This is a genomic window from Streptomyces sp. NPDC059499, from assembly GCF_042749285.1.
Taxonomy (GTDB): domain Bacteria; phylum Actinomycetota; class Actinomycetes; order Streptomycetales; family Streptomycetaceae; genus Streptomyces.
The window spans coordinates 43,640-64,312 of sequence record NZ_JBHYTT010000021.1; the positions used below are offsets into that span (position 1 = coordinate 43,640).

Consider the following 20,673-nt stretch of genomic DNA (forward strand, 5'->3'; position numbering starts at 1 on the left):
ACCCGTACCCGGATTACCCAGGAGGTGACGACCATGGCGACCACCACCCTCACCAAGGCCGAGGACCGTGCAGCGGTCGAGCACGCCGCTCGTATCACGCACGTCTCCAAGTCCTTCGCCGGACCGACGGGGCAGCAGCTCGTCCTGGACGACATCACGCTCGATGTCGCTCCGGGCGAGTTCGTCACCCTCCTGGGAGCCTCCGGGTGCGGCAAGTCGACGCTGCTCAACCTGGTAGCGGGACTCGACCGCCCGACCGCGGGGTCCATCGAGACCCCCGGCGGGCGGCCGGCCCTGATGTTCCAGGAGCACGCCCTCTTCCCGTGGCTGACCGCGGGAAAGAACATCGAACTGGCACTGCGGCTGCGCGGCATCCCCAAGGCGGACCGCCGCGCTGAGGCGGAGCGGCTCCTCGAACTCGTACGGCTCGGCGGGGCGTACGGGAAGCGGGTGCACGAACTCTCGGGCGGCATGCGCCAGCGTGTGGCCCTGGCCCGGGCCCTCGCCCAGGACAGTCAACTGCTTCTGATGGACGAGCCGTTCGCGGCGCTCGACGCCATCACCCGCGATGTGCTGCACGACGAGCTGACCCGGATCTGGCGCGAGACGAACGCCTCGGTCCTCTTCGTCACCCACAACGTGCGCGAGGCGGTACGGCTCGCGCAGCGCGTCATCCTGCTGTCGTCGCGGCCCGGCCGGATCGCCCGTGAGTGGACGGTCGACATCGAGCAGCCGCGCCGCATCGAGGACACCGCCGTGGCGGAGCTGTCCGTCGAGATCACCGAACAACTGCGTGGGGAGATCCGCCGTCATGGCCAGCACTGACACGAAGTCCGACGATCTGGCCGGGCTGGAAGCCGGGCTGGACGCGCTGGACGCCGTCCAGGTGCGGCGGACACCGGCCCGTGAGGTCCTGCTCAACAAGGTCCTGCCGCCGGCGGTGGCGGTGGTTCTCGTCGTCCTGGTCTGGCAGCTGCTGGTCTGGGCGAAGGTCACCGAGGACTACAAGCTGCCGCCGCCCTCCGCGGTGTGGAACAGCGTCACCGACATGTGGGCGCAGGGAACACTGCTCGAGGTCGTCTGGACCAGCGTGTCGCGCGGTCTGCTCGGCTTCCTGATGGCCGTCGCCATCGGCACCCCGCTGGGTCTGCTGGTGGCCAGGGTGAAGCTGGTCCGGGCGGCTATCGGACCGATCCTGTCCGGACTGCAGTCCCTGCCGTCGGTGGCCTGGGTGGCACCGGCAGTGATCTGGCTCGGGCTCAACGACTCGATGATGTACGCGGTGATCCTGCTCGGTGCCGTCCCGTCCGTCGCCAACGGGCTGGTCTCGGGCGTCGACCAGGTGCCGCCGCTGTTCCTGCGCGCGGGCCGCACGATCGGTGCGACCGGACTGCGCGGGACCTGGCACATCGTCCTGCCGGCCGCTCTGCCGGGCTACCTGGCGGGTCTCAAGCAGGGCTGGGCGTTCTCCTGGCGTTCGCTGATGGCCGCCGAGATCATCGCGTCCTCGCCCGATCTCGGTCTGGGACTCGGCCAGTTGCTGGAGAACGGCCGCAACAACTTCGACATGCCGGGGATCTTCCTGGCGATCATCCTCATCCTGTTCGTCGGCATCGCCATCGACCTGCTGATCTTCAGTCCGCTGGAGCGGCGGGTGCTGCGCAGCCGCGGTCTCCTCGTCAAGAGCTGAGTCTCCATGTCTGCCCCGGTCCTTCTCGTCATCGCCCACGGCAGCCGCGATCCGCGGCACGCGGCGACCGTGCACGCGCTCACCGCGCGGGTGCGGTCGCTGCGGCCGGGGCTGCGCGTGGAGACGGGCTTCCTGGAGTTCAACGCCCCGTCCGTGCCCAGGGTGCTGGAACGCCTGGCCGCGGAGGGGGCGGGCGAGGTCGTCGCCCTTCCCCTGCTGCTGACGCGGGCCTTCCACGCCAAGTCCGACATCCCGTCGGTGCTGCACGAGGCCCGGACACGGCTGCCGCGTCTGCGCATCCGTCAGGCCGAGGTGCTCGGCCCGTCCCCGCTGCTGAACGCGGCGCTGGAGCAGCGCCTGCACGAGGCCGGGGTCTCCCCCGCCGACAAGCCCTCGACCGGGCTCGTCCTTGCCTCGGCGGGCTCCACAGACCCGGAGGCGATCGCAGTGATCGCTGAAATCGCGCGGGAGCTGCGGCACACCGGTTGGTGCGCCGTGCGGCCTGCGTTCGCCTCCGCATCTCTTCCCCGCACCGCCGACGTGGTGCGGGCCCTGCGGGCCGACGGGGTGCGGCGGGTGGCGGTGGCCCCGTACGTCATCGCACCCGGCCGGCTCCCGGACCGGATCGCCGCGGGCGCCGAGGAAGCCGGGGCCGATGTGCTCTCCGGCGTGCTGGGCCCCTCGCCGGCCCTCGCCCGGCTGCTGCTGGACCGGTACGACGAGGCGTCCGTCCCGGCGGCGCGGATCACGTCCCTCAGCGCGTAGCCGGGAGGGCTCAGCCGCAGTCGAGGCTTCCGGTGCGGGTGCGCTTGAGCTCGAAGAAGTCCGAGTGGCCGGCCAGGACGCGGAAGCTGTCGAAGAGCCGCGCCGCCTCCTCGCCGCGCGGGATCGAGTTGAGGACCGGACCGAACCACACCGTGCCGTCGACATGGATCGTGGGCGTCCCGACGTAGGAGTCCGCGGCCGGGTCCTTTCCGCGGTCGTGGCTGCGGCGCACGGCCTCGTCGTGTGCCGGGGAGTGCGCGGCGGACGCGAGCGCGGCGGGCAGGCCCAGCTCGGCCAGCGACTCGGCGGTCACCGCGTCGAAGTCCTCGTTCTTCTGCTGGTGGATGCGGGTGCCGAGCGCGGTGTAGAGGTCGCGCAGGACTTCGTCCCCGTGGTCCGCCGCCGCGGCGACCGCGACCCGGACCGGCCCGATCGACCTGTCGACGAGCTCCCGGTACCAGCCGGGGAGTTCGTTGCCGGCGTTGTGCAGGTAGAGGCTCATCACATGGAAGCGGAGTTCGATGTCGCGTTCCCGCTCGACCTCCAGCATCCAGCGTGAGGCGATCCAGGCGAAGGGGCAGGCGGGGTCGAAGTAGAAGTCGACGACCGTTCCGCCCGTCGCGGCGTCTGCGTGTGTGCTCATGGAACGAGCCTAAGGAGCCGGTGGCCCGCCTCCCTGGGCCAATCGGCCGTCGACGGGATGGGCCACTGTGCGGTGATCCGTCGTTCGGGCGGTGGCCGGAGGGCGGACACGGCAACGGGCCGCGCCGGGAGGCGCGGCCCGTCGGGGTGAGCCGGGTCGGTCGTGCGTGACGCCCGTGGGTCCGCCCTAGAAGACGCTGACGCCGTAGGCGCTCAGCGCCTCGGTGACGGGCTGGAAGAAGGTGGTGCCGCCCGAGGAGCAGTTGCCACTGCCGCCCGAGGTGAGGCCCAGCGCCTTGGTGCCCGCGAAGAGGGAGCCGCCGCTGTCGCCGGGCTCGGCGCAGACGTTGGTCTGGATCATGCCGTAGACGATGTCGCCGCCGCCGTAGTTCACCGTGGCGTTGAGACCGGTGACGGTACCGCTGTGCACGCCGGTGGTGGAGCCGCTCCGCTTCACCGCCTGGCCGACCGTGGGGTTGCCGGCGGAGGTGATGTCCTGGTAGCTGCCGTTGTAGAGGTAGACCCTGCCGTCCGCGTTGGCGGAGTTGGAGTGGCGGATCAGCCCGTAGTCATTGGTGGGGAAGCTGCTGCCCGCCCGTGAGCCGAGGACGGCGGTCTGGCCGGAGTTGGTGTACCAGGTGCTGCCTATCTCGGTGCAGTGCCCGGCAGTCAGCGCGTAGTAGGTACTGCCACTGCGTACGTTGAAGCCGAGGGAACAGCGGCCGCCGCCGGCGTAGATGGCCTGGCCACCGGCGATGAGCTTGTTGAACGTGCCCGGGGTGTGCTTGAGGTCGATCTTCGCTCCGGAGCCGGTGACCGACTTCTTGATCGTGGCGATCTCGGATGCGCTCACCGTGCTGTCGACGGTCACGACGACCTTGCCGGTGCTCGCGTCGGTGTACCAGGCCGTACCGGCGACGTCGGCACCGCGCACGGCGGAACTGGCGTCGGCGAGCTCGGCCTTCGTCACGGTGGTGTCCGGTGCCGCCTGGGCGACCGCGGTCGGTGCGGCAAGCGCGACGGCGGTGACCAGACCTGAGGTCACGGCGATGAGCCGGGCGTGTCTGGAGATGGCGCCGAGGGGGGCGAAGCGCTTGAAGGTCACAACATCCTCCATTGATGGGGGGATCCACGGCCCGCTGGGTGGGCGGGCCGACAGCGTGCGACTGTCCGGGACCCGTGGGTTCTGGTCGTGGACCTGCCAATCGCACGCCCTGAATCCTTGACTCCACTTGGTCCGGTGGCAAGGTCACCTTCCGGACTCGGCACCGGAGAACGGGCAGTGAACCCCGATACGCGACCAGGTGGCCTCCGAACGCCCGCGTCCGCTCACCGAACGGACACCGGCAGCGAATTGCAGCAAACCGTGAACCATGGGCCGCACCGGGGCTCACAGGGGCGGGCGTCACGATCACACACGCCGCCGCGGGCCGCCGAGCCGGCGCGCGCACAGTCGCGGGGCCCGCGCGCGGCCCGGCTCGGTCTCGTCCGTTCGGATGGCTTACCGCCGAATTGCCCGGGCGATCCAGGTGGCCGGAATCATCCCCACCGGCGAGAATCGGCCGGTTCTGGCGCAGACATCAGACCGGGGCGGCACTCTTGCGGGCCCACCCCGGCCTGTGCTGCACGGCGGCACGGCGCGGTCAGACCTCGGCGAAGGGGTCGTCGATGAACGGGGTGGCCTGATGGAAGTAGAGCTGCCAGCCGTTTCCGGTCAGCCTCCACAGTGAACTCCGGTGCGAACGCAGCCCTTTGGACTCCGTGTCGAAGGTGAGCTGCACCAGGTCCGATGCGAGCTGCTCCCCCCGCATCCGCGAAGCGGTCAGAGGGCCGGGTGTGGGCGCGTCATCGGCGGTGAGTGCGGCGATGATCGTGTCCCGGTCCCACAGCCGGCCGCTGGTGCCGATCTCCCGGAATCCGGGGTGCAGCAGCGTGGCCAGCAGATTCGCGGAGGCCCGTACCGTCGGGTCGAGGAGGCGGAGCTCGCCCTCGATGGCTGCGGCCACGGCGGGCGAAGGCTCAGTCACGCGTCATCTCCACGAGTTTGACCACCGTGTTCCAGTTACGAGTGGTGCCGATGAGGCCCTTGTTGAGGGCGGGCCGCGCAAGGGCTTCGGCCAGCTTGGAGCGGCCCAGCCCTTCGGGGGCGTACAGATAGAGCTCGCGCTCACCGAGCCGGAATTCCTCGGGGCGGAACGCGGCCGCGTCGAGCGGGGCGAAACGGGCGGCGTCGACGGGCCCGTCGAAATAGGTGACGTGCAGTTGCTTGCCCTCGAGCTCGGCGGCCGGGAACGGGCAGGCGTCGGCCACAGCGGCCAGGTAGGGCGCGGAGCGCACCAGGCAGGTCACCGTGAATCCGAACCGCGCCTCGATGGCCTTCTCCAGCTCGGCAGCCAGGGTCTTCTCGTCACCCGACGCGCTGCTGAAGACGGCGTTCCCGCTCTGCAGGTAGGTGGCGACGCCACCGTGCCCCAGTTCCGTGAGCAGCGTGCGGAGTTCCGCCATCGGAACTTTCCGGTGCCCGCCGACATTGATCCCGCGCAGCAGCGCCGCGTACCTCGTGCTCATGCCCCCACCTTAGGTCGGTCTTCCTGCCGGTGAAGGCCGCCGCGCCCCGTGGGGGAGGGGCACGGCGGCCTGCGTACCTGTTACTCGACGATCTTCAGGAGCTTGTTCGCCGTGCCCTCGGTCGCGTTGGAGATCGCGTCCGGGGTGGCCCCGTCGGTGAGCGCCGTGGCGACCGCCTCCGGGGTGGCGTCCGGGTGCCCGCCGAGGTAGACGGCGGCGGCCCCGACGACGTGCGGGGTCGCCATGGACGTACCGGAGATGGTGTTGGTGCCGTCGTCGCTGTCGTTCCAGGCCGAGGTGATCTCCGAGCCGGGAGCGTAGATGTCCACGACGGAACCGTAGTTGGAGAACGACGACTGTTCGTCGGCCTCGGTGGACGAGGCGACCGTGATGGCCTCGGGGACGCGGGACGGGGAGCCCTCGCCGGCGTCGCTCGACTCGTTGCCCGCCGCCACCGCGAAGGTGACACCGGAGGCGATCGCCTTCTGGACCGCGGCGTCGAGTGCGGGGTCCGCACCGCCGCCGAGGCTCATGTTGGCGACGGACGGGCCCTGGTGGTTCTCGGTGACCCAGTCGATGCCCGCGACGACCTGCTCGGTGGTGCCGGAGCCCGCGTCGTCCAGGACGCGCACGGCCACGATCTTCGCCTTCTTGGCGACACCGTGGGCCGCGCCCGCGATCGTGCCGGCCACGTGGGTGCCGTGTCCGTTGCCGTCGTTCGCGTCGTCGTCGTTGTCCACCGCGTCGAAGCCCGACGTGGCACGGCCCTCGAAGTCGGTGTGCGTGACACGGACACCGGTGTCGATGACATACGCCGTGACGCCCTCGCCCGCCGCGTCCGGGTAGGTGTACGCGCCGTCACCCGCGGTCTCGGCCTGGTCGATCCGGTCCAGACCCCAGGACGGCGGGTTGTCCTGCGTGGCGTTGATGCTGAACTTCTTGTTCTGGACGACCTTGGAGACGGCCGGGTCGGCCGCGAGCCTCTTGGCCTCGGTCTCCGAAAGGCCGCTGGCCGAGAAGCCGTTGATGGCGGAGGTGTAGTTCCGCTTCAGCTTGCCGCCGTACTCCTCGGCGAGCTCGGCCTTGTCGGCCTTCTGGTCCAGCATCACGATGTAGCTGCCCGAGACGGCGGTGGCCGCGTCGGCCCCGTAGACCGTGCCCAGCGCGGGAGCCGGAGCGGCTCCGGCGAACGAGGTGTTCATCAGGGTGACACCGGCTGCGGCCGCCACGGCGGTTATCGCGGCGGTCAGCTTGATTCGGCGTGCGCGCTTGTGAATTGCCATGAAGAGGGCGCTCCTCGTCATTCTTTGTGGGGGGATTGACCCTCGGCCGGAAGATCTCCGGGGGTTGCCTCGAAACCCTGCTCGATTGACGCGCCCAGATCAAGACCTTCATGCAGCCGTCACGCACTCACCAGACTTTCGACATAAAAAACACAGCACCTCCCGGCCGGGTCAGGCAACCGGGACCAACCGCCTTTACATGTAAGGGGCTTACATCCTCCTCGTCGGGGATCCACCCACACCGCAAGGAGGAGAAACGCCCCGCACCGGTTCACCAGGGAGCAGGAGGAGCGGCCTTTATTCCGCCCATAGCTTCGAAGTGGAGACGGTGGCACCCCGCCGGCGTCGCTCACGAGGGGGCTGTCCCGGTCATGGGAAAAACGGATTCGGCGCGCAAGGGAACGCCGCGGGTACACGGCATCGCCGCCCGAGCTGGTGGCTGGAGTGCACGGCACCGGTGGGCGGCCGTGGGCATCTGGGTGCTCTTCGTCGTCCTGGCGATGGGACTCGGCACGGCCGCCGGCCGGGTCGACGTCAAGGACAGTGAGGCGATGTCCGGCGAGGTGAGCCGGGCGATCCAGATCACCGAGGACGCGGGGCTCAAGAACTCGGTCGACGAAACGGTGCTGATCCAGGCGGAGGACGCCTCGGTCAAGGCGACGGCACCGGAGGTCCGGGCCGCGGTGGACTCGGTGATCGAGGCGGTCGAGGCCACCGGTGAGGTCACCGGGGTGACCTCACCCTACGACTCGAAGTCCATCTCCGACGACGGGCGGACCGCACTCGTCCAGTTCGAGATCAGCGGCGACCGGGAGACGGCGACGGAGCGCATCGAGCCCGTCCTCACCGCCGTCGAGAAGGTCCAGGGGGAGCACGGCGGGCTGGTGATCGAGGAGATCGGCGACGCCAGCATGAACAAGACCTTCGACGACGCGTTCGGCGAGGACTTCAAACGGGCCGAACTCTCCGCCGTACCGGTCGCCCTGGGAATCCTCCTGATCGCTTTCGGTGCGCTGGTCGCCGCGCTGCTGCCGGTGGCCCTGGCCATGACGGCGATCGTCGCGACCATGGGGCTGATGGCCCTGGTCAGCCATGTCCAGCCGATGAGTGAGACCGCCGACTCGGTGATGCTCCTGGTCGGCCTCGCCGTCGGCGTCGACTACTGCCTGTTCTACCTGCGTCGTGAACGGGAGGAGCGGGCCGCGGGGCGCGACGCCCGAACGGCCCTGATGATCGCCGCGGCGACCAGCGGGCGTGCCGTGATCGTCTCCGGAGTGACGGTGTGCGTCGCGATGGCGGGCATGCTGTTCACCGGGATCGCGGAGTTCGAGGCGATGGGTCTGGCCTCGCTGATGGTCGTCGCGGTGGCGATGGTCGGCTCGGTGACGGTGCTGCCCGCGCTGCTCTCCCTGCTGGGTGAGCGTGTCGACAAGGGCCGCCTGCCGTTCATCGACCGGATCAAGCGCTCCCGCGGCAAGGGCTCCGGCAGCGGCGGGGGCGAGAGCCGGGTGTGGCGTGCCGTGCTCTCCTCCGTGCTCCGCAGGCCGTGGACGTCCTTGGTCCTCGCGGCCGGCGCCCTGGTCGCCATCGCCCTGCCCGCCCTGGGCATGAACACCCAGAACCTCACCCTGGACCAGGAGTTCGGCGACTCCCTGCCGATCGTGCAGACGTACGACCGGCTCAACGAGGCGTTCCCCGGCGGCGCCGACCCGGCGCGGGTCGTGGTGAAGGCGGACGACATCAGCGCGGCCCCGGTGCGTGAGGCGCTGGCCGAGTTCCGCCGTCAGGCCGTCGCTTCGGGGGCCTCCAAGGGCCCCGTCGACATGGTGACGCACGACGCGGAGAACATCGCGATCATCTCCGTTCCGCTGGTCGGGGGTTCCGACCAGGAGAAGGCGGAGAAGAGCCTGGACCTGCTGCGCGACCGCGTACGGCCGGACACGCTGCTCAAGGCCGAAGGGGTGGAGGCACCGATCACCGGCCAGGTCGCCGGCTCGAAGGACTTCAACGACCAGATCGTCGGCTCGGTCGTCCCGGTCTTCGCCTTCGTGATCGTCTTCGCCTTCGTCCTGATGCTGCTCTGCTTCCGCTCCCTGACGATCGCAGTGACGTCGATCCTGCTCAACCTGCTCTCGGTGGGCGCGGCCTACGGCATCCTCACCGCGGTCTTCCAGCACGGCTGGGGCGCCTCGCTGGTCGGCGCCGAGGGGGTCGGCGCGATCATCTCCTGGCTGCCGCTGTTCCTCTTCGTGATCCTCTTCGGACTCTCGATGGACTACCACGTGTTCGTCGTGTCGCGGATCCGTGAGGCCCGGATGCAGGGCCGCACGACCCGGGACGCCATCGCCCACGGAGTGGTCTCGACGGCGGGCGTGGTGACGAGTGCGGCGGTCATCATGGTCGCGGTCTTCGCCATCTTCGGCACGCTGTCCATGCAGTCCATGAAGCAGATGGGCGTCGGCCTCGCCGCCGCCGTCCTGATCGATGCCACGATCATCCGCGGGGTGCTGCTCCCGGCGGTCATGGCGCTGCTCGACGAGCGCAACTGGTACATGCCCAGGTGGCTGCGCTGGCTGCCGGACCTGACCCATGACGAGTCGGGCCTGACCGATGCCGCTCCGGCCGCCGCGCCCGCGGTGCGCGGGGACGACGAGCCGGACCGCGTCACGGTCTGACCGGCTGCGGAAGCAGCCGCGTCACGGTGCGGCCGCGTCCGGTCCGGATGCGGGACGGTCCGGACACGGGACGGTCCGGCCGCGTCCGGAATCAGGCGGGCAGTTCGGCCTCGATGAGGTCGGCTGCCCGCTTCGTGCCGCCCTCCCCCGCCATCCGTTCCCGCACCCGGGCGAGCTTCTCGGCCACCTCCGGGTCGTCCACCAGGGCGAGCACGCCGGCGCGCAGGGACGCAGCGTCGGCCTCCTCCTTGGGCAGGTGCCTGGCCACGCCGAGCGCCTGGAGCATGTCCGCGTTGCCGTACTGGTCGACGGCCTGCGGGACGGCGACCATCGGGGTGCCGGTGGCGAGTCCTTCCTGGCTGCCGCCGGCGCCGGCATGGGTGACGAAGGCGTCCGCCTGCCTGAGCACGGACAACTGCGGCACCCAGGAGTGCACTTCGATGTTCGCCGGTACGTCCCCGAGCGCGGACGGGGCGACATGCGTACCGATCTGGAGCACGACGTGCCAGCCCGGCAGGTCCCCGAAGGCCTTGACGCACTCGCGGTAGAACTCCGGCTCGTTGGTGAACGACGACCCGAGCGACACCAGCAGGACCTTCCCGGCGTCTGCGGGGCGCTTCCACCCGCCCTGGTCGGCACGCTCGCCCTGGCAGGCACCGACGAAGGTGTACACGTCGTGGTCCACCCGGTCGGCGTTGGGCTGGAGCGCCTCGGGGATCAGGACGACGGCACGGCGCGGCCGGGCGACGAAGTCGTCCGAGGAGACGTCCCCCAGGCCGTTCTCCGCGAGCCAGCCCTCGAAGCGCGCGTAGTAGGCCCGGCCCCGCTCGGTCTCCTTGAGCCCGGCCGTCATCGGCTCGCCGATCTCCTTCTCGTACCCCTCCCACGGGACCAGGTTGGGCCAGAGGGAGACGGCGGGAACGCCCCAGCGGTGGGCGAGGACCCGAGCCGGGTAGGAGGTGATGTCGTGCAGGACCAGGTCCGGTTCGTCGCCGGCGAAGGCCTCGGCGAGCTGGGGGAGAGCCTGCACGGCGTCCTCCAGGAACGGCTCGATGTTGTCGATGAGTTCCGTGCCCCAGTCCTCCGGGTTCTCCTCGGTGGGCAGCACGGAGGTGTAGATCACCGGATCGGCTCCGGTGGCTGCGACCTTCTCGGCGAAGGAGGCCGGGATGGCGTAGCTGACGCGGTACCCACGGGCGACGAGCTCCCGGATCACTTCCAGGCTCGGGTTCACGTGCCCGTGGGCGGCGATGGAGAACATGGCGACATGGGCGCGCGGGGTCGTTGTCATGTCCGTCAGCATAAGCGAGACGATACGTCTCGTCCAGTCTGTGGAGCGGCCCGCTTCAGCGCTGGTACCGGGCCAGCACCCGATTCCCGTCCTCGACCAGGCGTTCCTTCAGCTCCTCGGTGTCGATCGCCCCGCTGTAGTACTCCTGGAGTGCGGGTGTGGCGACCTTGTCCTTCCATTCGGGGTAGCCGCGCACCGACTGCGCGGGGGCGGGGCGCAGCGCGCGGGCGAGTGCCGTGCCGGTCGCCCAGCCGTTCTCGGCGGTGTGCAGCGCGGGGTCGGCCAGGGCCTTCGTGCCGGTCGGCAGCATCCAGTCGCCCCGTGCGAGGCGCACCATGTTCTGCGGGCGCAGCAGGAAGTCGATGAACTGCACGGCCTCCTTCTTGTGGTCGCTGTCCTGCGCCACCGAGAGCGTCTGCGGGCTCACGCCCTGGGCGAGCCCTTCACTGCCGGCCGGGGCGGGCAGGACCGTCCACTCGAAGCCCTCCGGGGCCTGCTCGACGACCTGCTGACGGTACGAGAACCCGAGCGGCACCATGGCGTACCTGCCGCCGAAGAACCCGGGGAGGGTGTCCGAGCCGCTCATGCCGAGCGCGGTGCGGGCGGCGCTGCGGTCGGTGTCGACCTGGGCCCGGACCGTGCCGGCCATGACCTGGTCGCCGTCCTCGAAGCGGATGGCCACCTTGCCGTCCGCCCCGCGGTGGAAGAGCTGTCCCCCGGCGGAGAGGCCGAGGTTGAGGGTGACGGAGACCGGCTCCTTGAGGGGCCAGGCGACTCCGTACCTCCCCTTCTCCGTCAGCTTCCCGGTGATCTGCCGGAACTCCGGCCAGCTCCACGGCTTCTCGGGGGTCGGGATCCGTACGCCCGACGACTCGAGGATCTCGGTGTTGGCGATCAGGACCCTGGGTTCCTGGAGGAACGGCACCCCGTAGACACCGTCGCCGAAGGTGGTGGTCCGCCAGGACTGCCGCGGGATGTCCGCGGCCAGCCGCTCCGGCAGGAGGGTGCGCAGATCGGCGAGGTAGCCGCCGTACGCGAAGTCCGCGAGGTCGTCGGAGGCGTCATGGATGATGTCCGGCGCCTCCCCGCCCTCGAAGGAGGTGAGCAGCTGGTCGTGGACGTTGTCCCAGCTCCCCTGGACGTAGTCCACCTGGATGCCGGGGTGGGTCGCGTTCCACTCCCGGACCAGCTGCTTGTTGGCGTCGACGGACTCCTTCTGCCAGGCCAGCGACTGGAAGCTCAGCCGGATCGTGCCGTCGGCGTCCCGGCCGCCGCCGTCGCCCGAACAGCCGCTGAGCAGGAGTACCAGCGCGGTGGCCACAGCGGCGGCCGCCCTCGTCACGGTGGATGCGCGCATCAGTTCTTCACCGCCCCGGCCGTGAGTCCGCCCGTGATCCGCTTCTGGATGACCGCGAAGAGGACGAGGGAGGGGAGGGTGGCGAGGAACGCGGCGGCGGCCAGCGGCCCGAGGTCGGCCGCGCCCTCCGCGCCGAGGAAGTGGGTGAGTACGACCGGCAAGGTCTGCTTCTCCGGTGTCTTGAGCAGGACGAGAGCGAAGAAGAACTCGTTCCATGCGGTGATGAACGCGAAGAGTGCGGTGGCGACGATTCCGGGTGCCAGCAGCGGGGCGGTGACCGAGACGAGTATGCGCACCTTGCCCGCCCCGTCGACGGCGGCGGCCTCCTCCAGTTCGGGCGGCACGGCCCGCACGTATCCGGCCAGCATCCAGAGCGCGAAGGGCAGCGACCACACCACGTAGACCATGACCAGCCCCCCCAGCGAGTTGATCAGATGCAGGTTCTTGAGCACCAGGAAGAGCGGAATGATCACCAGCACGAACGGGAACGCCTGGCTGACCACGACCCATCCGGTGGCGGCGGTGGAGAGCCTGCCCCGGTGGCGGGCCATCACGTACGCCATGGGTGTGGCGATGACGACCGCGATGACGGCCGCCGAGAGCGCGGTGACAAGCGAGTTGGCGGCGGCGGAGAGAAGCGGCTGCTCGTCGAAGGCCTGCCGGAAGTTGTCCAGCGTCGGGGCCTCCGGAATCCACGTGGGATGCAGCGACCCCAGCTCGCGGGCGGGCTTGAACGCGGTGGAGATCAGCCAGAGGAAGGGGAACGCCAGGAACACGAGGTAGCACAGGAGAGCGGCGTACTGCCCCGCCCGTGCGGTTCGGCCGGTGCGCAGACTCATGCGTCGTCCCCTCCCCTGAGCCGGCCGACGAGATAGAACGCGAGGATCACGGAGATCACCGCGACCATCACACAGCCCATCGCCGCGGCATACCCGAACTGTCCGTAGCGGAACGCCTCTTCGTAGGCGAAGAGCATGGGAAGCCGGGTTCGCCCTCCCGGACCTCCGCTGGTCAGCACGTAGACCAGGGCGAAGGAGTTGAAGTTCCAGATGAAGTTCAGCGCGGTGATCGCGAGCGCCACCGGCTTGAGCGCGGGCCAGGTGACGGTACGGAACCGGCGCCAGGCCCCCGCGCCGTCGAGCGCCGCGGCCTCGTGGAGTTCGTGCGGGGTGTTCTGCAGTCCGGCCAGCAGCGCGACGGTGGTCTGCGGCATGCCCGCCCAGATGCCCACGACGATCACCGCGGGCAGGGCGGTCGCGAGCCCGGTGAGCCAGTCCCTGCCGTCGCCGAGGCCGAGGTCGCGGATGGTCTCGTTGAGGATGCCCGCGTCGGGGTTGTAGACGAGGCGCCACATCATGCCCACGACGACCTCGGGCATCGCCCAGGGGATGATCGCCAGCGCCCTGGCCAGCCAGCGCATCCGCAGGTTCGCGCTGAGGAGCAGGGCGAGGCCGAGCGCGAGCACGAACTGCGGGACCGTGACGCCGACGGCCCACAGCAGACCGATCCGGAAGGAGTCCCAGAAGAGGGTGTCGTGCAGCAGGTCCTGGAAGTTGAGTCCGCCGATCCACTGCGTGGAGCGGGTGCGGCCGGACTGGGCGTCGGTGAAGGCCAGTGCGATCCCGTACAGAAGGGGTCCGACGCTGAGGATCAGGATCGGTATCAGCGCGGGCAGCACCAGGAACCAGGAAGCCCTGTCCCGTTCACCCCGTTTACCCCGTTCGCCCCGTCCGTTCCGTGGAGCTCCGCGCCCGGACCGCGTCACTGCGGTCGCCGATGTCATGAATACGACCCCTTCCCATCATTGGATCGGTTTCGTACCCGTATGGCCGATCGGGCGGCCTCCGTCATCGTGCTGACGGGCCGTCCGTTCGTCAAGGTGGCCTGCACGGATGCGAAAATCGGGCCATGGACGAATTGCGTGCGCGTGAGGTACTGACCGCCGCCGGGCTGCCCGGCGGCGCGGAGCTGCTCGCGCTGGGCGAGAACGCGGTGTTCGCCGTGGACGACCTGGTGGCCAAGGTCGGCCGGGATGCCACGCTGCACCCGGAACTACGGGAGCGCGCCGAGCGCGAGACGGCCGTCGCCCAGTGGCTCGCCGCCTCGGGGGTACCTGCCGTACGGGCAGCGGAACCCGGCGTACGCATGGCCATGGGCCACCCGGTCACGCTGTGGCACCGGCTCCCCGACGCCGTGCGCCCGACCGAGCCACAGGATCTGGCCCCCCTGCTCGCGCGGGTGCACGCCCTGCCCGCCCCGGACGGCTTCACACTGCCGCGCCGGGAGCTGCTCGGCGGGGTCGAACGCTGGCTGCGGCTCGCGGGCGAGGCGATCGACCCGGCCGACGCCGACTATCTGCGCGGCCGGCGCGACGGCTTCGCGAAGGCCGCCGCGGCACTTGCCCCGCACCTGACGCCTGGCCCCATCCACGGCGACGCGCTCCCCCGCAACGTCCATGTCGGCCCCGACGGGCCGGTGCTGGTCGATCTGGAGACCTTCTCCGCCGATCTTCGCGAGCACGACCTGGTGGTCCTCGCGCTCTCCCGCGACCGGTACGGCCTGCCTGCGGCGTCCTACGACGCGTTCACCGAGGCCTACGGCTGGGACGTCCGCACCTGGGAGGGCTGTGCGGTCCTGCGCGGCGCCCGCGAGACGGCCAGTTGCGCGTGGGTCTCCCAGCACGCCCCGGCCAACCCGAAGGCACTGGCGGAATTCCGGCGCCGGGTGGAGTCCTTGCGCGAGGACGATCCCGAGGTCCGCTGGTACCCCTTCTGAGAGAACCCGGGGGTGCCGGTCCGGCGTCAGGTGATCCTTCCGTACTATGCCTCTTGGCCGGAAGGCCGAACAGGTGCGATTGCAACGGGGGTTGCCCATGGGAACCGGAGAAGGCGGCGAGCAGAAGCTCGCGAGCTCGGCGAGCGACAAGAAGCGCGCGGCGACGTACATGGAAGAGCACCTGATGCCCGACACCCAGGCGGCCGGCCGCATGGCAGCCGGCGGCGGAGCGGTGCGGACGCCCTTCCTCGCCCCGTCAGCGGCTCCCCCGAGCCCTCTCATCAAGCAGGACACCGGACTGAAGGGCCTCTCCGGCTGGGCCGCGGACCAGGGTGTCTCCGACGCACTGGGCGCCTGGCAGGGGCAGGCGAACCGGCTGATGGGCCGGTTGCAGCAGGAGCTGAACGGGCTGAAGGGCGCGAAGAACATCCTGCACAACCAGGACCTCGCCACCGGCGCGCAGGCGAACTCCATACGCCTCCCCAGCAGTTTCGACGGGATGTGACGGGCACACCATGACGCTGAACTACCAGGACGTGGTGACGGCCGACCTGTCCTCCCTCGCGGACGTGTCCGGGGCGTGGAAGAAGATGGGCGAGCGCTTCGGTGAGCTGAAGACCGATTACGAGCAGAACGTGCAAGGCGTGCTGGCCAACGGGAACTGGCAGGGCCAGGCCTTCGGTGCCCAGCAGAACAACGCCGCGGCCACGGCCTTCGAGTTCGGGGCCGCGAAGACGGAGGCGCTGGCGATAGCCAGCCTCATCACGGATGCGCAGACCGAGCTGACCCGCCTGCAGAAGGCGGTCAAGGACCTGGTCGAAGAGGCCGAGAAGAAGGAATACAAGGTCGACAGCTCCGGCAAGGCGACCTACGTCGGGTACGACAACCTCTCCACTCAGGAGCGGTTCGCCTTCAACCACGACCCCGATCACGGCCGGCTGCTGGCCGATGCCCGGGTGAAGGCGCAGGGCTGGACCGACGAGATAGCCAAGGCGGTCAAGGCCGTCGACGCCGCCGACCAGAGCGTGAAGCGGGCACTGTCCCGCGCGACGAGCGATGTCTCGTTCGACGGTATCGGGATCGGCGGGTTCAACACGCAGGCCGAGGGCGATCTGGCGAAGGCCGGTAAGCCCGACCCCAAGCCCGAAAAGAAGGACGGATGGGTCGCCGAGGGCGAGACCGAGGCCTCTGGACCGGGAGTCGGGACGGACGCCAGCGGTCCGAACATCGGGAAGGGCAAGCTGGCCGAGGCGGAGGCGCACGCCGACCTGGGCCGCGCCAAGGCCGAGGGAACGCTCACCAACGGTCCGTTCAAGCTGGCCGGAGAGGCCGAAGCCTATGCGGGCGCCAAGGCCTCGGCGGCCGCCGGCGTCACCAATGAGGGGGCCCAGGCCGAGGCCATGGCCTTCGCGGGCGGCGAGGCTTCGGCCAACGGCACCGCCGACGCCGGCCCCGTCGGCGTGTACGCGCGGGCGGAGGCCATGGCCGGCGCCGAGGCCGGGGTCAGCGCGCAAGCGGGTCTGGACGGCATACAGGTGGGCGCCGAAGCCTTCGCCGGCGCGAAGGGCAGCGTCGGCGCTGGCGCGGACATCGGTGGAATCGGCGCGGGTGTCACGGCCGAGGGCTGGGCAGGTCCCGGCGCGGAAGCCAGTCTGAACGCCAGCAAGGACGCCAACGGCGTGTGGCACTTCGGCCCGAAGGTGGGCATATCCCCCGGCCTCGGTGGCGCCGTGGGCTTCGAGTTCACCGTCGACCCGGGGAAGGTCGTCGATACCGTGGGCGATGCGGCCGGGGCCGTGGGAGACGCCGCGAACTGGGTAGGCGACGGAATCGGCAGCCTGTTCTGACACTCGCAACCGCGGACCCGCTGCCGTAAGCACACCGTTGCCGTAAGGAGAGACCGGGATGACCACCACCCTGCCCGTACAGATCGCGTTCGAACTGCCCGACGGCTGGCGCGCCACACCGCCGGACGGAGTGGGAGCGACGGGTTCGGCGTTCGTCGCGCTGCACCCGCATCCCGACGAGGGATTCACCGCGAACATCACGATCGACGGCGAGTTCCGCCCGGACGAGGCGACGCTCCCCGAGATCGCCGACGAATCGGTGGAGAACCTGCGCCGGTCCGCCGCCTCGGTCGAGGTCGTGGAACGCCGCGAGGTCGGTTCCGAGGACGCTCCCGGCCTCACCCAGACCCTGGCCGTCTCGGCCGTCGCCGGCGGCTCGCTCCGCAACCTCGTGCAGTCGCAGGTCTACCTGTCCCTGCTGGACGTCACGGACCCGAACAAGCGCGCGGTCATCCGTCTGATCCTGACGGTCACCGCGTCCCAGCACCGCGACGTCGTGGAGGACTTCCGGGACTTCGTGCGCACGGTCCGCCCCGACACCGACGCGGCCTCCTAGGTCGTCCCACCGGGACGGCCCCTCCTTGCACCCGCAATCCGACCCCTCATAGGTTGACCTCATGGGATTCTTCGACATGCTGACCGGAACCAAGCGCCCCGAGGACGGGGTCGTGCCACGATCGGCCGAGGAGTTGCGGACGGCCCTGCTCGGTCTCAACCGGCCCGATGCCCCCTTCGTCATCAGCGACGGCGCAGCGCACGACGCCGATCTGGTGGCGGAGTGGCGGCTCTCCGAGCCCGCCTGGCAGACCTTCTTCATCGGGTCCCAGCTGACGCACGCCATCCGGATCCGGATGCGCCTGGCCGAGGACGTCCCCGAGGTGCGTGCCATCGAGGAGCAGTGGGAGGTCACCCGCGTCGGGAATCCTCCGCGGCTCCAGACCTCGGCGGAGTACGGGCGCGGCGCGGGCAGGACCGTCTCCCGCCGGTGGTCGCTCCAACGGGGTGAGAACGGCCGCCTCGAAGCGACGGAGACCTTCAGCTTCGACAGCGCGCAGCTGACCGGCCCCCTGCGGAACACCGCCGTCGAATCGGGCTGGACCTGGCGCGGCGTGATCTTCGGCAAGCTCTGAGTGTGCGGGTGCCGGCGTCGCCGGCAGCCTCCCGGCAGTACGGTGCCGCGTATGATTCCGGCATCTTCCTCTCTTGATCACCCGGAAATGGACTCCCCATGCCCATAGCCCGCTTGACCACAGCAGCGACGTGGAGTCTCTCCGCCGCGGCAGCCGGCGTGCTGCTCGTCGGCTGCTCGGGGTCGGTCAGCGTCGGAAGCTCCGACCCGAAGCTGTCCTCGGACAAGCTGGCCGACACCGTCGCCGAGAAGCTCGCCAGTACGACGGGTCAGCCGAAGCCGGACATCACCTGTCCCGAGGACCTCGCCGGGAAGGTCGGCACCACCACCCGCTGCACCCTCACGGCGAAGGACGGCAGCACGCTGGGCGTGTCGGTCAAGGTCACCTCGGTCGAGGGAGACCAGATCAACTTCGACATCAAGGCCGACGACACCGCTTCCCCGGCCACGAACTGATCTCCGGTCCTCCCCGGCCACGGCGTCGGGTCGTCCGCACGCGCGAACAGGCTCTCTCCCGGACGGCGGTGACCGCACGGGTCATCGCATCCGGGGGATGAGCGGCCAGGCCGGTTCGACGACCGCCGCCGGATCCGCGGTGCGCCGCAGATAGGCCTGCAGGGAGAGCGACTGCTCGGCCGCCGCGTGCACCTGAAGGCCGTGCAGGTCCTCCAGCGGCATCACTCCGACCGGCTCGTGCTTCTCCCCCATGCGTCGCACCACGCGGGCGGCGGCCACGGCGTCCGCCCGCGCGTCGTGCGCGTCGTCGAGCGACACCCCGTAGTGGGCACACAGCGCGTGGAGGGCCCGCTTCCCCTTCCGGTACTTGTCGACGTGCTTGTCGATCACCAACGGATCGATGACGGGCGAAGGCGCGTCGCCCAGCCGCTCGCTGACCGACTCGATCCCGTACCGCAGGCATTCACGGTCCAGCAGGGACAGGTCGTAGCGCGCGTTCATCACCACCAGCGGCGTCCCCGAGCGCAGCCCGTCGGCGACCGCGCGGGTGATCTCCTCGACCGCGGAGGCGGCCGGCAGCCCGTACTCGCGGGCGCGCTCCGTCGAGATGCCGTGAATGGCCGATGCCTGCTCGGGTATGGCCACACCGGGATTCAGCAGCCAGGTCCGCTCCTCCGAGATGGATCCGTCCGCCTCCAGCCGGACGACCGCCGCCGTCACGATCCGGTCGGTCTCGACGTCCGTCCCCGTGGTCTCCAGGTCGAACGACATCAACGGGCCGCTGATCCAGCTCACTCCCGTACCTCCTTCTGTGGTGCTTTCCCCCAAGTGACGACCACCTTCGCACGCACCACTGACAACGCGGGTGGAGCGTCAGGAGACCGGCCTGGAGTCCGTCCACACCGACTCGAACTCCTCGCGGTACGTCTCGAAGAGGCCGTGCTCGTTGTCCTGCCCCGCCCGGACGACCGCACGCCCGCCGCCCCGCAGCACCAGCACGGGTGCCTCCATGCCGCGTGCGCGCCGCAGGTACGGCTGGATGACCCCCACGGCGTCCGGCCCGTCGCCGTCCACCAGGTAGGCCGTGAAGCGCGGGGTCTCGTCGAAGACATGGATCTGGAAGGCGCCCGGGTCGCGGAGCTTGGAGCGGACCCGGCGCATGTGGAGGATGTTCATCTCCACGGAGCGGCTCAGCTCGCCCTTCTTGAGGCCCAGTTCCCGCTCCCTGCGCTTGACCGCGCTGCTCGCCGGGTTGATGAACAGCAGCCGGACCCGGCAGCCCGACTCGGCGAGGCGGACCAGCCGGCGCCCGGAGAAGTTCTGCACGAGCAGGTTGAGCCCTATGCCGATCGCGTCCAGCCGGCGTGCTCCGCCGAACAGGTCCTCTGCGGGCAGCTGACGCTGGAGCCGCACCCGGTCCGGGTGGACGGAGACGACGTCGGCGTACCGGTCGCCGACCAGCTCCTCGACCGCGTCCACGGGCAGCCGGTCGGCGGACGGGACCGCCGCGCCGCTGCCGAGGATCTCCAGGAGCCGGGCGGAGGCCCGCTCGGCCTGGGCGAGGACCGCCTCGTTCAGCGCCCGGTTGCGGGAGACGACGTTGCGCGCCACCTCCAGCTCGTCCAGAGCGAGCTCCACCTCACGGCGGTCGTCGAAGTACGGCTCGAAGCACGGCCAGTGCTGGACCATCAGCTCACGGAGCTGCGGCAGCGTGAGGAAGCTCAGGACGTTGTCGTCGGCCGGGTCGAGCAGGTACCCCTTGCGGCGCGAGACCTCGCGGACCGCGACGGCGCGCTGCACCCACTCCTGCCCGGCGGGTCCCGCCGCGGCCACCACCCAGTCCTCGCCGTGCACCGGCTCGTAGATCGGCCGGATCACGGCGGCGACCACGGCACGCAGCCGCTGTTCCACCAGATTCAGCCAGATGTACGCCCGCCCAGCGCGCTGCGCCCGTGTGCGCACCTCGTTCCAGGCGTCCGCGCCCCAGTCCAGTTCCGCACCGATCTCCATGGGCTGCGCCAGGGACACCGCCCCCGGCGGGGCATCGGTCGATTCCCCCTCGTGACCTGCGTCACCTGGAGGCAGCTCGAACCCGCCCGAGCTCACCCGCGTACCGCCTTCCACTCCCCCACCAACGATCAAGGAAGGGTACTCCGGGACCGGGAGCCGGTGCAGCCGGATGCACAGGCTCCTCA

At 70.3% G+C, this 20,673-nt stretch carries 20 protein-coding genes and 1 pseudogene; 10 read left to right on the forward strand and 11 right to left on the reverse strand.

Features of this window, described 5'->3' with window-relative positions:
* Positions 1-33: 33 nt before the first annotated feature.
* Genes ACFW9O_RS33060 through ACFW9O_RS33070 form a run of 3 tightly spaced genes read left to right on the forward strand, consistent with a single transcriptional unit; the run spans position 34 to position 2,455 of the window.
* Positions 34-825, forward strand: coding sequence for an ABC transporter ATP-binding protein (locus ACFW9O_RS33060; RefSeq protein WP_384614483.1), 792 nt, complete (start codon positions 34-36; stop codon positions 823-825).
* Positions 812-1,690 (forward strand): ABC transporter permease, encoded by an 879-nt coding sequence (locus ACFW9O_RS33065; protein WP_384614485.1) that lies wholly within the window; start codon positions 812-814, stop codon positions 1,688-1,690. Before ACFW9O_RS33060 ends, ACFW9O_RS33065 begins: the two co-directional genes overlap by 14 nt.
* Before the next feature lie 6 nt (positions 1,691-1,696).
* Entirely contained in the window at positions 1,697-2,455 is a 759-nt protein-coding gene (locus ACFW9O_RS33070) for a sirohydrochlorin chelatase (protein WP_384614487.1), read from the forward strand.
* 10 nt (positions 2,456-2,465) lie between these two features.
* On the opposite strand, the gene ACFW9O_RS33075 is transcribed toward ACFW9O_RS33070, so the two are convergent.
* The 5 genes from ACFW9O_RS33075 to ACFW9O_RS33095 all read right to left on the reverse strand — a co-directional run bounded on the left by ACFW9O_RS33075 (position 2,466) and on the right by ACFW9O_RS33095 (position 6,948).
* Positions 2,466-3,098 carry a DsbA family protein gene (locus ACFW9O_RS33075; protein WP_384614489.1) on the reverse strand — a complete coding sequence of 211 codons (633 nt, stop codon included), beginning with the start codon at positions 3,096-3,098 and terminating at the stop codon, positions 2,466-2,468.
* Positions 3,099-3,284: 186 nt separating this feature from the next.
* Positions 3,285-4,202 carry a S1 family peptidase gene (locus ACFW9O_RS33080; protein ID WP_384614491.1) on the reverse strand — a complete coding sequence of 306 codons (918 nt, stop codon included), beginning with the start codon at positions 4,200-4,202 and terminating at the stop codon, positions 3,285-3,287.
* 538 nt (positions 4,203-4,740) lie between these two features.
* Positions 4,741-5,124 carry a DUF4440 domain-containing protein gene (locus ACFW9O_RS33085; RefSeq protein WP_384614493.1) on the reverse strand — a complete coding sequence of 128 codons (384 nt, stop codon included), beginning with the start codon at positions 5,122-5,124 and terminating at the stop codon, positions 4,741-4,743.
* Positions 5,117-5,665, reverse strand: a complete 549-nt coding sequence (locus tag ACFW9O_RS33090) for a DUF1697 domain-containing protein (RefSeq protein WP_384614495.1) — start codon at positions 5,663-5,665, stop codon at positions 5,117-5,119. Before ACFW9O_RS33090 ends, ACFW9O_RS33085 begins: the two co-directional genes overlap by 8 nt.
* Before the next feature lie 80 nt (positions 5,666-5,745).
* A complete protein-coding gene (locus tag ACFW9O_RS33095) occupies positions 5,746-6,948 on the reverse strand; it encodes a S8 family peptidase (protein ID WP_384614497.1) in 1,203 nt (400 codons plus the stop codon).
* Positions 6,949-7,319: 371 nt separating this feature from the next.
* On the opposite strand from ACFW9O_RS33095, the gene ACFW9O_RS33100 reads away from it, so the two are divergent.
* A complete protein-coding gene (locus ACFW9O_RS33100; RefSeq protein ID WP_384614499.1) occupies positions 7,320-9,623 on the forward strand; it encodes an MMPL family transporter in 2,304 nt (767 codons plus the stop codon).
* Positions 9,624-9,714: 91 nt separating this feature from the next.
* On the opposite strand, the pseudogene mgt reads toward ACFW9O_RS33100, so the two are convergent.
* From mgt to ACFW9O_RS33120, 4 genes and pseudogenes are all read right to left on the reverse strand, one after another.
* Positions 9,715-10,951: pseudogene (gene mgt / locus ACFW9O_RS33105) on the reverse strand (macrolide-inactivating glycosyltransferase).
* Between the two features lie 18 nt (positions 10,952-10,969).
* A complete protein-coding gene (locus tag ACFW9O_RS33110) occupies positions 10,970-12,271 on the reverse strand; it encodes an ABC transporter substrate-binding protein (protein WP_384614500.1) in 1,302 nt (433 codons plus the stop codon).
* Entirely contained in the window at positions 12,271-13,110 is an 840-nt protein-coding gene (locus ACFW9O_RS33115; protein WP_384614502.1) for a carbohydrate ABC transporter permease, read from the reverse strand. The genes ACFW9O_RS33110 and ACFW9O_RS33115 overlap by 1 nt, the downstream gene beginning before the upstream one ends.
* Positions 13,107-14,054 (reverse strand): sugar ABC transporter permease, encoded by a 948-nt coding sequence (locus tag ACFW9O_RS33120; RefSeq protein ID WP_351173705.1) that lies wholly within the window; start codon positions 14,052-14,054, stop codon positions 13,107-13,109. The genes ACFW9O_RS33115 and ACFW9O_RS33120 overlap by 4 nt, the downstream gene beginning before the upstream one ends.
* Positions 14,055-14,179: 125 nt before the next feature.
* On the opposite strand from ACFW9O_RS33120, the gene ACFW9O_RS33125 reads away from it, so the two are divergent.
* The 6 genes from ACFW9O_RS33125 to ACFW9O_RS33150 all read left to right on the forward strand — a co-directional run bounded on the left by ACFW9O_RS33125 (position 14,180) and on the right by ACFW9O_RS33150 (position 18,478).
* Positions 14,180-15,046: a phosphotransferase enzyme family protein gene (locus ACFW9O_RS33125; RefSeq protein ID WP_384614504.1), complete on the forward strand. Its 867-nt coding sequence runs from the start codon at positions 14,180-14,182 to the stop codon at positions 15,044-15,046.
* 97 nt (positions 15,047-15,143) lie between these two features.
* Positions 15,144-15,551 (forward strand): hypothetical protein, encoded by a 408-nt coding sequence (locus tag ACFW9O_RS33130; protein WP_351173699.1) that lies wholly within the window; start codon positions 15,144-15,146, stop codon positions 15,549-15,551.
* Between the two features lie 10 nt (positions 15,552-15,561).
* Positions 15,562-16,893 (forward strand): hypothetical protein, encoded by a 1,332-nt coding sequence (locus tag ACFW9O_RS33135; protein WP_384614506.1) that lies wholly within the window; start codon positions 15,562-15,564, stop codon positions 16,891-16,893.
* A 58-nt stretch (positions 16,894-16,951) separates the two neighbouring features.
* Positions 16,952-17,449: a hypothetical protein gene (locus ACFW9O_RS33140; RefSeq protein ID WP_384614508.1), complete on the forward strand. Its 498-nt coding sequence runs from the start codon at positions 16,952-16,954 to the stop codon at positions 17,447-17,449.
* Between the two features lie 61 nt (positions 17,450-17,510).
* Positions 17,511-18,023 carry a hypothetical protein gene (locus ACFW9O_RS33145; RefSeq protein WP_384614510.1) on the forward strand — a complete coding sequence of 171 codons (513 nt, stop codon included), beginning with the start codon at positions 17,511-17,513 and terminating at the stop codon, positions 18,021-18,023.
* Positions 18,024-18,121: 98 nt separating this feature from the next.
* Complete coding sequence (locus tag ACFW9O_RS33150; protein WP_351173687.1) at positions 18,122-18,478, forward strand: DUF4333 domain-containing protein; 357 nt, start codon at positions 18,122-18,124, stop codon at positions 18,476-18,478.
* Between the two features lie 81 nt (positions 18,479-18,559).
* Here the strand turns inward: ACFW9O_RS33150 and ACFW9O_RS33155 are convergent, their stop codons facing one another.
* The gene (locus ACFW9O_RS33155; RefSeq protein ID WP_384614511.1) at positions 18,560-19,273 is read right to left on the reverse strand and encodes a 3'-5' exonuclease; all 714 of its coding nucleotides are present in this window, start codon (positions 19,271-19,273) and stop codon (positions 18,560-18,562) included.
* Between the two features lie 78 nt (positions 19,274-19,351).
* On the reverse strand, positions 19,352-20,584 hold the full coding sequence (locus ACFW9O_RS33160) for an SAV2148 family HEPN domain-containing protein (RefSeq protein WP_384614513.1): 1,233 nt from the start codon (positions 20,582-20,584) through the stop codon (positions 19,352-19,354).
* Positions 20,585-20,673: the final 89 nt, after the last annotated feature.

Bases quoted from the DNA above. Each gene is read 5' to 3' on its own strand.
- ACFW9O_RS33110 (WP_384614500.1), bottom strand. From the start codon at position 12,271: ATGCGCGCATCCACCGTGACGAGGGCGGCCGCCGCTGTGGCCACCGCG.
- ACFW9O_RS33140 (WP_384614508.1), top strand. From the start codon at position 16,952: ATGACCACCACCCTGCCCGTACAGATCGCGTTCGAACTGCCCGACGGC.
- ACFW9O_RS33060 (WP_384614483.1), top strand. From the start codon at position 34: ATGGCGACCACCACCCTCACCAAGGCCGAGGACCGTGCAGCGGTCGAG.
- ACFW9O_RS33150 (WP_351173687.1), top strand. From the start codon at position 18,122: ATGCCCATAGCCCGCTTGACCACAGCAGCGACGTGGAGTCTCTCCGCC.
- ACFW9O_RS33130 (WP_351173699.1), top strand. From the start codon at position 15,144: ATGGGAACCGGAGAAGGCGGCGAGCAGAAGCTCGCGAGCTCGGCGAGC.
- ACFW9O_RS33090 (WP_384614495.1), bottom strand. From the start codon at position 5,665: ATGAGCACGAGGTACGCGGCGCTGCTGCGCGGGATCAATGTCGGCGGG.
- ACFW9O_RS33095 (WP_384614497.1), bottom strand. From the start codon at position 6,948: ATGGCAATTCACAAGCGCGCACGCCGAATCAAGCTGACCGCCGCGATA.
- ACFW9O_RS33075 (WP_384614489.1), bottom strand. From the start codon at position 3,098: ATGAGCACACACGCAGACGCCGCGACGGGCGGAACGGTCGTCGACTTC.
- ACFW9O_RS33115 (WP_384614502.1), bottom strand. From the start codon at position 13,110: ATGAGTCTGCGCACCGGCCGAACCGCACGGGCGGGGCAGTACGCCGCT.
- ACFW9O_RS33100 (WP_384614499.1), top strand. From the start codon at position 7,320: ATGGGAAAAACGGATTCGGCGCGCAAGGGAACGCCGCGGGTACACGGC.
- ACFW9O_RS33120 (WP_351173705.1), bottom strand. From the start codon at position 14,054: ATGACATCGGCGACCGCAGTGACGCGGTCCGGGCGCGGAGCTCCACGG.
- ACFW9O_RS33125 (WP_384614504.1), top strand. From the start codon at position 14,180: ATGGACGAATTGCGTGCGCGTGAGGTACTGACCGCCGCCGGGCTGCCC.
- ACFW9O_RS33135 (WP_384614506.1), top strand. From the start codon at position 15,562: ATGACGCTGAACTACCAGGACGTGGTGACGGCCGACCTGTCCTCCCTC.
- ACFW9O_RS33065 (WP_384614485.1), top strand. From the start codon at position 812: ATGGCCAGCACTGACACGAAGTCCGACGATCTGGCCGGGCTGGAAGCC.
- ACFW9O_RS33145 (WP_384614510.1), top strand. From the start codon at position 17,511: ATGGGATTCTTCGACATGCTGACCGGAACCAAGCGCCCCGAGGACGGG.
- ACFW9O_RS33070 (WP_384614487.1), top strand. From the start codon at position 1,697: ATGTCTGCCCCGGTCCTTCTCGTCATCGCCCACGGCAGCCGCGATCCG.